Here is a 10,992-nt window from a genome sequence, read left to right on the forward strand (position 1 = left end):
TCGACCCGGCCGGCCGTGTCGGCCCAGATCTCCGGGCCGGTGGTCTCCCGATGGGCCCGCATGTTGTCCGCGTTTTCATGCTGGCGGGCGAACCAGGCGCCAGGCGTGGTGCGCAGCAGTTCCTCCGCCCGGTCGACGGCCCCCTGGTAGCGCAGGTCACACGGGGTCAGCTCCACCTCGGCGCCCAGCGCCCGCAGCAGTCCGATCCGCTCGGCGGTCGCGTTGTCCGGCAGCACGATCACGCAGCGGTAGCCGCGCGCTGCCGCCAGGGCGGCCAGGGCGATGCCGGTGTTGCCGGAGGTGGCCTCGATCACGGTCCCGCCCGGCGCCAGGTGCCCGGCCGCCTCGGCGGCGCGGAGCATCCACAGCGCGGCCCGGTCCTTGATGCTCGACAACGGGTTGGCCGACTCCAGTTTGGCCAGCACCTGGACTCCCGGCGCCGCGTCGTCCACGGGCAGCCGGAGCAGGGGGGTGTTGCCGACCAGTTCCTCGATGCTGTCGGCGATCCGGGGTGCGACGTCCGGATATGCGGGGATCGGGCTTGGCATGGGCTTCTCCGCTGGGTTGGAGGGATCAGTAGTTCGGCGTCTTCCGCAGCAGATGGCTGCGCGCGACGATCTCGGGGAGGTAGACCTGCTCGTTCCAGACGTCCGGCTCGACCGCTTCGAGCGCGATCGAGACGACTCCCTCGTCGCAGCCGAAGGCGTCCTTCACCGCCCTGGTCACCGCGGCGACCAGGGACGACTCCTGCTCGGGTGTGAGCTCTGCGGGAAAGTGCCTGATGGACACGTGCGGCATCTCGGCCTCCTCACCGTGTTCCCGTCGTTCCTGCCTGTTTCGCCGCCTCTATCGCGGCCTGTCGTCCTGCCGCCTGGTATCGCGGCCTGTCACGCGGCGGCTCTCCTGCGGTCTTCGATCGCCCGCACGAGCCCGCCGACGTCCGGTTCCCTGAGCACGCCGTAGTGGTCGGCGCCGAGGTCGACGACCGTGGGCGCCGTGATCGGGCGGATCCCGCCGCTCTCGAAGAACGAGAGCTCGTCGCCCCTGGCCCGGTAGATCGTCAGGGGAGCGGCGAGACGGTGCTCGACCGGGTCTCTGCGGGTGTAGGCGAAGCCGTACGTCCGCCCCACGATCCGGACGATCCTGCGCACCAGGTCGGGGTCGAGGTCCTCGAACCTGCCGGTGATGAAGGACGTGAACCCCTCCTCGTCCCGTACGGTCCGCAGGCATTCCTCGAGCAGCGGGCCGCTCACGGCGCCGGCGAAGACCGAGAAGAGGATGGTCAGGTACGCCGGGTCGACGTACGGATGCTCCGGTGCGGCGGGCCGGTCCCGGCCGACGCGCGGCGAGCCCGGGGCGATCAGGAACAGCTCGTCCACCCGCTCCCCCGCGCCTTCGATCTGGCAGGCCGCCTCGAAGGCGACGCGGGCGCCGAAGGAGTACCCCCACAGCGTGTACGGCCCCGCGGGCTGGAGTTCTCGGATGAGCCGGACGTCGGCGGCCGCCATCTCCTCGATGGTGGCGTACGGCGTCTCGCCGGGGTTGATCCCGTGGGCCTGCACACCGTAGAAGGGCCGGTCCGCGCCGACCCGCCCGGCGAGCGGCCGCAGGTTCATCGTGTACCCGCCGAGGCCGGGCCAGCAGTAGACGGGTGCGCCCGCCTCGCCCGGGCTGAGCCGTACCAGCCGGGAGACGGGCCGGGCTCCCGCCGTGCCGTCTATCCTGCTCGCGAGCCGCTCGACCGTCGGCGCCTCGAACATCACCTGCAGAGGCAGCTCACAGGAGAACTCCCTGTTCAGGGCGTTGACGAACGCCACCGCGACCAGCGAGTCACCGCCGCACTCGAAGAAGTCGTCGTGCACCGAGGCGGTCTCCGTCTTCATGAGCCTGCGCCAGATGGCGGCGATCCGCTCCTCGGTCGGCGTCCGCGGCGCGACGAAGGGCCGTCCGTCGTGCGGTGAGCCCGTGATGTCCAGCGCTTCGAGCGCCGAGCCGTCGATCTTTCCGCTCGGGGTCAGCGGCAGCCGGTCGAGGATGACGACCCTGTTCGGGATCATGTAGTCGGGCAGGAGGTCGGCCAGGTCGTCCCTGATCATCTCCGTTGGCCCCTTCATGTGGACCGCGTCCTCCTTCATCCCCCGGCTGCGCACCTGCTCGTCGCTGACCCGCCCGCCGATGCAGAAATAGGACGGACCGGTCGGCCGGCCGCAGGAGCGCAGGATGTCCGTCAACGCGCGTGCCGTCGGCAGGTCGTCGCCGGTCTCTGAGCTGTATCCGGAGGACATGAACCCGAGGCCGAGGTCGCTCGCCTGCAGGCGGTGGAGCGTCCGGCCGAGGTCGATGTACCTCAGCCACGCGTCGGCCCTCCTGCCGACCATCGAGATGCCGAGGCTCGCCCGCCGGTAGACCTGCTGGTTGATCGCGATGACGTGCCGCCTCAGGATGATCTCGTCCGAGATCCGCAGCAGGTCGCCGTCAGCGTAGCGGTACAGCCCCGCCGGCAGGTCCGGGATCCGGCCCGGGTGGGACTGCACATAGAGGTCGACCGGGACGTCCGCCGGGCCGCGATAGGGGACGAGCTCGAACGTGCCGAGATACTCGTCGTCGTCCGCGCACTCCAGGCCCGCCATGACCGCCGGTTCGTACGCCACGGGCCGGATGCCGAGCCCGAAGTCGGGCAGGATCTCCTCGAACAGGCCGACCATGTGGCCGGTCTCGATCTCCAGGACCTCGCGGACGTTGCTCCGGTAGACCGGCTCGATCGCCCGTCGCTTCCCCACGAAGTGGACGCGCACCGCGGGCGCCGCCGCGTCGGCGCCCTTGTCGATCAGGACCAGCCGGTGCCGTACCGGGTGGTAGTAGTAGCGCCCCGGCTCGAGGCCGGCGATCCCGTTCACCTCCAGGTAGAGCTGCGTGGCGTAGAGCGCCCCCGGTGAGGCGTAGCCGTACTTCGGCAGCAGCCGCTCCGGGCCGGCGAACTGCCCGAAGTACCGCAGGATCTCGCCGAGCTCGCTCAGCCCGGGAGCGGCGGGGCTTCCGGGGCGGGCCTCGGCGCCGGGGCGGCGGGCCAGCAGCCTCAGCACGTCGGCCCGGGTGACGGCGCCGCCTTCGAAGAAGCGGTAGCTCTTGCGCGCGAACACCCGCCGCCACTGTTTCGGGGTCGGCGTCCCGCCGGGAAGGTCGACCACGGGCCGGCCCTGCAGCTCCGTGTCCTCCCGGCACCCCCCGTTGGACAGCTGCGCCCTGACCTGGAGCTTGCTCTCCTTCGACTGATGGTGCGCGGCGGGGTGGCCCTGGTCCATCAGAGCCGCCTCCCTGGGGTTCAGCTCGATGAAGGCGACCAGGAGCCGTGATCCGGTGCGGGGGTCGCTCCTGACGACGACGGCGGCGTTCCTGACCCAGTCGTGCACCTCGATGGCGTGCCTGATCTCGTCGAGCTCGATCCGGAAGCCGCGCACCTTCACCTGGTTGTCCGCCCGGCCGACGAACTGGACGGCGCCGTCGGGCGTCCGGTAGACCAGATCGCCGGTCCGGTAGAGCTTCGGGCAGCCGTAGTCCGCGGGGAACGGGTTGTCGACGAAGCTCATCGCGGTGAGGTCGGGCCGGTTCAGGTACCCGCGGGCGAGCTGGACCCCTCCGATGTACAGCTCCCCCACCTCGCCGACCGCTACGGGAGAGAGCCGGTCGTCGAGGATGTGATACCTGACATCGCGCGCCGGCATGCCGATCGAGACCGTCTGCGGACCGGCCACGGCCATGGCCACGTCGACGGCGCAGGCGGACGAGTTGATCGTGCATTCGGTCGGCCCGTAGAGATTGATCAGCTCGCAGCCGGGCAGCGTCTCCAGACACCGCAGCGCGAGCGCCTTGGACAGGGCCTCCCCGCCGCTGAAGATCCTCGTGAGCGAGGCGCAGGTGTGGAACGCCTCGGTGTCGAGCAGCGCCTGCAGCAGCGTGGGAACGCACTGCAGCGTGGTGACCCCGTGGGTGACGATGGCGTCGATCAGCCGCTCCGGGTCGCGGTACAGGCCCGCGGTCCCCATCACCACCGTGGCGCCGCAGCCGGGCGCGAGCAGCTCCCACTGCGCCGCGTCGAAGCTGATCGGGGTCTTCTGCAGGACCACGCTGCGGCGGCCGAGCCCCTGGGCGGTGTTCAGCCACCGCATCTGGTTCACGATGGCGCGATGCTCGATCATCACGCCCTTCGGCCTGCCGGTGCTGCCCGAGGTGTAGATGACGTACGCCAGGTCGCCCGGCCGCAGGCCGCCGCGTAGCTCCCACTCCCCGGCCCGGCCGTGCGCCGCGGCGAACTCCGCCGCCTGCGCCGGGGTGACGATCCTCGTGCCGCGCGGCGCCAGCTCGGCCAGCCGCGCGGCGAGTCCCTCCTGGGCCACGATGATCGAGACGCCGCTGTCCTCGATCATGTAGCGCAGCCGTTCGCGCGGATACTCCGGCGAGAGCGGCACATACGCGCCGCCCGCGAACAGGATCCCCCAGACCGCCACCATCAGCTCGGTCGTGGGGTCGGCGAACACGCCGACGCGGTCGTCGGCCGCCACCCCGAGATGCCTCAGGTGGACGGCGAGATCAGAACCGCGCTCCGCCAGCTCGCGGAAGGTGAGGACCTCGTCCCCGCTGATGACGGCCGTGCCTTCCGGCTGCGCCCAGACCTGCTCCCACAGCAGTTCGGGACAGCACTCGCCGGTGAGGAGCCCGACGGGCGTTCCACCGGGATCGAGCCTTCTGTGGGCCTTCGTGTACGGGACGCCGCCACGGTGCACAATCGCCTCCTTGATCGGTCGGCGGGACGGGCCGAGGCCCGTCCCCGGCGGCCGAGACCTCAGTCGAAGTCGAACCCGCCCGTCCTGGAGCGCTTCAGCTCGAAGAACTTCGGATAGGCGGCCAGTTCCCGTGCCGCGTCGAACAGCCGTCCCGCCTGCTCGCCCCTGGGGATGGCGGTCAGGACGGGACCGAAGAACGCGACTCCGTCGATGTGGATCGTCGGGGTGCCGACCTCGTCGCCCACCGGCTCCATGCCGGCGCGGTGGCTCGCGCGCAGCGCCTCATCGTGATCGGTGCCGTCCGCGGCGGCGGCGAGCGAGGCGGGCAGGCCCACCTCCGCGAGGGACTCGGCGATGACCACCGCGTAGTCCTCGTTCTTCTTGTTGTGGATCCGCGTCCCCATGGCGGTGTAGAGGTCGCGCAGCACGCCGTCGCCGTGCTCGCGGGCGGCGGCGATCGCGACGCGCACCGGTCCCCAGCCGTTGTCGCAGAACTCCCGGTACCACGCGTCGATCTCCCTGTGCTCGTTGAGCACGGACAGGCTCATCACCCGGAAGCGGAGGTCGATGTCGCGGACGCGCTCGACCTCGAGGATCCATCTCGAGGTGACCCATGCGAAGGGGCAGATCGGGTCGAAGTAGAAGTCCACGCTCGGCCGTGCGGAAGACCGGTCGGCCGCCTGTGCCAGTGTCATCGTCGAACTCCTGAAACGCTGTCTTCTCTGATCGGGCAGCACACCGTATCAACGAGATCGCCGGTAATTCAGGCCAATGGCCGGAAACGTCCGCGACGGTTAGGAGTGAAGGACGGCCCAGGCGAGAAGAAGGGGATCGGACCGTTTCGGGCACATGAGTGCCACGGGGAAAGCGTGACACCTCTTTCGGTACCGGGTCAACACTCTCACGAGAAATATCTGCGACATTCTCCGCGCCACTTCAGGAGGCATCCGGATCGACGACGTTCCGGCCCGGTGGCGGCACCGGAGGAGGACCGCCGGCGATTCTCCCGGCGGACCGGAAGAATTCTCCGGAAACGCCGCCGGCCCGTTCGGCGCCTCCGATGCCGAACGGGCTGCGAATATCTGGCGAACGAAACGAAAACTATGCGGTCAGCGTATTCTCTACCTGCTTTTCCGGATCCGCCGTCGCGGCGGCGACGTGGAACAGTTCGTCCAGGTCGTATTCGGCGCGTCCCGGGCTGCCGTACCGGCTGAGCTTTCCACGGCTGGCCCATTTCCTGATGGTGGCCTCCGAGACCCCCAGGGCCAGTGCCGCCAGCCGGGTGGGCACCGTACGACGGGTCCGCCGGCGGGCACTGCTCACGCCACCCGCTCCCGCCTCAGCTCACCGGCGGCGGCCTGATCGATGCGCAGGCTCAGCGAGAGCCACTCGTGCGGCTGCCAGACATGGCCTCCGTCGCACCGCACCTGCCGGCGGCCGTCGGAAAGGCGGGCCGCGTAGACGATCTGCCCGCACTCGGGCCGGTCGCACGGGCCGAGGGGCCGCGGCCGTCCGGATCCGCGCTCGATCGCGGCGCGCGCTTTCTCTGCGAGCCGGCGGATCTCGGCCGCGAAGTCCCGGGCGGCCGGGTGTCGCGCCAGCCAGGCGAGGTGCCCGTCGAGGAAGGCGGCCAGCACGTCCGCGGACCGCGGGCCGGGCGCCGCGACCCCGCGCTCTTGGGCGACCAGTCCGCACCAGGAGGACAGGACCCCGATGATGTCGGACCGCACCTCGACCACGGCCTCGTTGAGGTCGAGGCCCGGCTGTCTGGTCCAGGTGACCCGCTGGGCGATCCCGTCGGGGACGTCGACGAGCCTCAGCGCGCACTCCCGGTGAAGGCCGGGCAGGCTCCGCAGCTCCCCGCGCACCGCCTCCCGGCACTCCGCGCAGAGCCGGAAACCGGTCGCGGGACGATGCGAGCAGTCTGGTGATTCGCACAGCATATGGTCACCTTCCGTGCTGATCTTTACAGAGATGATCGATCTCTTTTCCCAGGCCGAGCCGGCGCGCGGCCAGGCCCAGCTCGCAGGCGAGCCGGACGCTCACCGCCTCCGTGCTGAGGAGTTCGACCAGGATGTGCTCCGCCGGGTGTCTGCGTGGGACGGAGTCGCCGCTCAGCAGGTCACCGAGGTCTCCGGTGACGCGCTGGGCACGGGGTTGGAGGTATCGACTGGTGGTAGGGGTCTCCAGGCAGGCCAGGTGCTCCCTGACGAAATACCGGTGCGCGCTCTCCCCGATCAGCCGCATGTCGTCGACGTAGATGGCCGCCGCGCCGGCGACCACGGCCGTGGGGAGATCCCGTCCGCCGGCGTTGACGAGAATCGCGCCCTTCGAGATCTTCCCGATCCCGGGGTCGACGCGGGACCGGCCCACGGCGACCAGATTCGCCCCGAAGAGCGCCTCACCCGCGTCGGTGCCCACGGTGAGGTCGATCCCGGCCAGGACGAGCTCGTCTCGGACCCGGCGGGTCACCGCCGGGTCCGGGGGGCCGTCCATGACGCACACCGCCACGTGGCCGACGTCCCGCACGTACTGAATGATCATTTTCAGTAGCACGGCGGCCTCGGGCGCCGACCCCAGCACGCAGACCGTGGCCGCGCCGGGCGGCAGGAGCAGTTGCGCGGCCGCGACCGTCAGACAGGAACCGCGGACGGTACGCAGCGCACCCGCCGGCAGCAGGAAGCAGTCGGCCGACGCCGGGTCCTCGACCTTGACGAACCCGCCGACGTCGACGAGGTCGGCGACGTCGCCGACCGCCTCCCCTGTCAGCTCGTCCACGACCACGGTGACCGGATCGAAATCGTCGAGGGCCTGATGCATGTCCTCCCAGCTGATCTGGAGCACCGGACTCATCATGTCCCCTCACGGAACCGGGCGGGTGTGTCATCTGCCGCCACTTTCTCCGCCGCCGCTTCTGGTTCGCTTCTGGTCCGCTTCTGCGGGCCGATAGCCGACGAGAAGCTGATCGGAAACCGCGCCGGATGGAATGGCGGCGTCCGGTACCGCCTCCCGGTCGCCGGCCGAAGCCTCTGGAGGGGAAACGATGATCACGAAGCGCAGGTTCACCGCGTACGCACTCGTGCTGCTGATCGGCACGACCGGTGCGGTCGCGATGGCGCAGACGACATCCGCGGCGGACACCCACTGGAGTCCCGGCGCCGCCTCTCCGGCCCCGTCACCCAGTGCGGCCCCCTCGCCCGGCACCGGCCCGGCCGACACGCACTGGTGATCGGGGCGGCGGCCGGTCAGCTCGAAGTGCCGACCTCGAAGTACGGGCCGCGATCCGACCACGTGCCGAGCATCCGGCGAGCCTCGGCCGACCCGTCGGCGGTGAGCAGCGCCACCGCCTCGTCCAGCTCCCGGCGGGCCAGCTCCAGATCGCCGTCGGCCGCGTGTGAGTCGGCGAGGAGAACGTACGCCTTCGCCGTCCACACAGCGGAGCCGAGCTCCTGGAACGTGCTCCTGGCCTTCTCGATGTGCCTGGCCCCCGACGCGTTGTTGCCGCGGGCCAGCGCGATCTCCCCCAGCGTGTAGCCGGCCTTGGCCTCGATCATCCGTTCGCCCGTGCTCCTGGCGAGCTCCAGCGTGTGCGCCATCGTGGTCTCCGCGTTGTCCAGGCGGCCCTCCCGATAGCGGACCAGGCCCAGGCTGTAGAGGGCGTGCGCCTCGCCGATCCTGTCACCGCCGTCCCGCACCACGCGCAGCACCTGGTACAGCTCCTGCCGGGCCAGGTCGAGCTCGCCGGTCATCAGATGCAGTTCGGCGAAGCTGTGCAGCACCTGCGCCTCGACCCGGACGCAGCCCACCTCCCGGCAGGTCTCCAGGGCCTGCTCCAGCAGCACGTGGGCCCTGTCGGTGTAGCCGAGCCGCAGCCAGTGCTTCGCCTGCGTCCGCATGACGTGGGCCGCGCCGATGTGATCGCCCACCTCGCGCAGCAGCTTGAGCGCCCTGTCGTACTTCGCGATCATCTCGTCGTCGTTCCCGCGAAGCCCGTCCACGTTCGCCGCGTTGCGCAGCACCAGGGCCAGGCCGTGCTCGTTGCCGCCGGCCTCGAACAGCTCCATCGCGGTCCGGAAGGACTCCTCCGCCTCGGTCAGCCGGCCCTGGAACATGTGCAGCGTGCCGATCGAGTAGGCCATGGCCGCGACGCCGGTCGGGTTCCCCGCCCGGAGCGCCGCCTCCTGCGCGGTGTGCGCGACCTCCCACCAGTCGTCGAGGTAGGCCCTGGCCTCGAACAGCGTCACACAGGTGAGCGCCAGATCCCAGCAGAGCTCGTCGAGCCCGGCCTCGGCCGCTTGGTGTACGGCGGCCACGAGAGCCGAGCGTTCGCCGTCCCACCATTCGGCCGGATCGCCGACCATGGCCGTGAGGTCCGCGTCCGGGGGCCGCCAGCGTGGCGCGTCGCCGTGGATGAGGGTGTAGTCACCGCCGTACTCCTTGCGGTGCGCCACCTCGGCGAGCCCGAGCCACGCCCCGAGCGCCCTGCTCAGCGCGGCGGCTCGCTCGCCGGGTGTCTCGGTCTCGGCCAGCCGCTCGCGGGCGTACACCTGGATCAGGTCGTGGAACCGGTACCGCAGGTGCCGGGCGTTCGGATAGTCGACGGTCTGCAGGACGTGCGCGTCGATCAGCCGCTCAAGCACGTCCTCCGCGGAGGCGACGTCCGTGTCGAGCAGCGCGGCGGCCGCCCAGGAGGGGACGTCGGGCGCCTGGAGCATCGCGAGCAGACGGAACAGCCGCTTCGCCGATCCGTCGAGGCTCCGATAGGTGAGGCCGATGCTGGAGCGGAGCTCCCACCCCCGGTGCTCCAGTTCGTCCAGCCGGCGCACCTCGTCCCGCATGCGGTCGACGAGCCGGCCGATGGGCCATCGTTTGCGCGACACCAGCCGCGCGCCCGAGATGCGCAGCGCCAGCGGCAGGCCGTCGCACAGGCGGTACAGCTCCCTGGCCGCCGCCTCCTCCGCCAGCACGCGTTCGCTGCCGAGGATCTTCGCCAGCATGTCGAAGGACTCGGCGTCGTCGAACGCCTCGACGGCGACGTGATAGGCGCCCGGCAGACCGGTCAGCTTGTTCCTGCTGGTCGTGATCACCGCACAGGTCGGGCTGCCCGGCAGCAGCGGCCGCACCTGGTCCTCGTCCAGCACGTCGTCCAGCACCACCAGGACGCGCTTGGCCGACAGGCAGCTGCGGTACAGCTCCGTCCGCTCCCCCACGCCGTCGGGGATCGCCGGACCCGGGACGCCGAGAGCCCGCAGGAAACGTGCGAGCTGGGTCGAGATCTGGTCCGACGAGGTCAGACTGCGCAGTTCCGCGTAGAGGACGCCGTCTTCGAAGGACTCATGGATCTCATGGGCCACCCGGATGGCGAGGGTGGACTTGCCCACCCCTCCCCGCCCGGATATGGCGACGATGGGCATGGCGTATCCGGCGAACTCCATGCTTCTGCCCGTGACGAGCAGCCGCCTGATCTCCGCTATCTCCTCTGATCTCCCGGTGAAGTCGGCGATGCTGGCCGGCAGCTGCCGCGGCGGTGTCCAGCCGAGCACCCCCCGCCGCGTCTCCGCGCCCTGAGCGTGATCGTCGAACCCCGTGCCGGGTGACGTGCTCCCGGACGTGCTTTCCGACTGTGCGCCTCTGGGCTGCGAGCTTCTGGTCCGCGTGTTTCCGGGCCGGGTGTCTCCGGTCGGGATGGTCCTGGTCCGGGGACCGTCGAGCGACGCGTCCTGGGCGAGGATCGCCCGGTGCAGGTCCTGCAGTTCCTGTCCCGGTTCGATCCCCATCTGCTCGACCAGGGTGGCGCGCACCCGCTGGTAGGCCTTCAGCGCGTCCGCCTGCCGGCCCGATTTGTACAGCGCACGCATGAGGAAGCCGTGCAGCCGCTCCCGCAACGGGTGCTTGGCGGCCAGCGCCAGCAGCTCCGAGATCAGCTCTTCTTGCGGACCCAGTTCCAGCCGGAGTCGCATGTACTCCTCGACGGCCACCAGCCGCTTCTCGTCGAGCGCGGTGGCCGCCCGCTGGACCAGATCGCTCTGCACCCCCACCAGGGCGTCACCACGCCACAGCGCCAATGCCGCCTGCAACCCGGCGACCGCCTCCGCCGCGTGCCCGGCGTCGATCTGCTTCTTCACCGCGGCGATTCTGCTGGTGAAGGCCAAACTGTCCAGATCGGCTTCGCCGAGTTCCAGCACATATCCGGGATTCAGGGTGCGGACGG

9 protein-coding genes and 1 pseudogene are annotated in these 10,992 nt (G+C 70.6%); 1 reads left to right on the forward strand and 9 read right to left on the reverse strand.

Going from position 1 to position 10,992, the window contains the following annotated elements; genetic code table 11:
• From AP234_RS02840 to AP234_RS02870, 8 genes and pseudogenes are all read right to left on the reverse strand, one after another.
• A partial coding sequence (locus AP234_RS02840; protein ID WP_152990237.1) for a pyridoxal-phosphate dependent enzyme occupies positions 1-548 on the reverse strand: 548 nt, incomplete at its 3' end.
• Positions 549-573: 25 nt separating this feature from the next.
• On the reverse strand, positions 574-798 hold the full coding sequence (locus tag AP234_RS02845; RefSeq protein ID WP_055477902.1) for a tautomerase family protein: 225 nt from the start codon (positions 796-798) through the stop codon (positions 574-576).
• 89 nt (positions 799-887) lie between these two features.
• Positions 888-3,302, reverse strand: a complete 2,415-nt coding sequence (locus AP234_RS39360) for a thioesterase domain-containing protein (RefSeq protein WP_431998085.1) — start codon at positions 3,300-3,302, stop codon at positions 888-890.
• A 138-nt stretch (positions 3,303-3,440) separates the two neighbouring features.
• A pseudogene (locus tag AP234_RS39365) lies at positions 3,441-4,781 on the reverse strand (amino acid adenylation domain-containing protein); the annotation flags it as partial.
• Between the two features lie 59 nt (positions 4,782-4,840).
• Entirely contained in the window at positions 4,841-5,476 is a 636-nt protein-coding gene (locus tag AP234_RS02855; protein WP_055477903.1) for a DsbA family protein, read from the reverse strand.
• Between the two features lie 406 nt (positions 5,477-5,882).
• The gene (locus AP234_RS02860; protein ID WP_055477904.1) at positions 5,883-6,104 is read right to left on the reverse strand and encodes a DNA-binding protein; all 222 of its coding nucleotides are present in this window, start codon (positions 6,102-6,104) and stop codon (positions 5,883-5,885) included.
• On the reverse strand, positions 6,101-6,724 hold the full coding sequence (locus AP234_RS02865; RefSeq protein WP_055477905.1) for a hypothetical protein: 624 nt from the start codon (positions 6,722-6,724) through the stop codon (positions 6,101-6,103). Before AP234_RS02865 ends, AP234_RS02860 begins: the two co-directional genes overlap by 4 nt.
• A gap of 4 nt (positions 6,725-6,728) precedes the next feature.
• On the reverse strand, positions 6,729-7,625 hold the full coding sequence (locus AP234_RS02870) for a hypothetical protein (protein ID WP_152990201.1): 897 nt from the start codon (positions 7,623-7,625) through the stop codon (positions 6,729-6,731).
• Positions 7,626-7,824: 199 nt separating this feature from the next.
• Between AP234_RS02870 and AP234_RS02875 the strand changes: the two genes are divergently transcribed.
• Entirely contained in the window at positions 7,825-8,010 is a 186-nt protein-coding gene (locus AP234_RS02875; protein ID WP_055477907.1) for a hypothetical protein, read from the forward strand.
• 16 nt (positions 8,011-8,026) lie between these two features.
• Here the strand turns inward: AP234_RS02875 and AP234_RS02880 are convergent.
• A partial coding sequence (locus AP234_RS02880; RefSeq protein ID WP_055477908.1) for a BTAD domain-containing putative transcriptional regulator occupies positions 8,027-10,992 on the reverse strand: 2,966 nt, incomplete at its 5' end.

Source organism: Sphaerimonospora mesophila (assembly GCF_001417795.1).
GTDB lineage: Bacteria > Actinomycetota > Actinomycetes > Streptosporangiales > Streptosporangiaceae > Sphaerimonospora > Sphaerimonospora mesophila.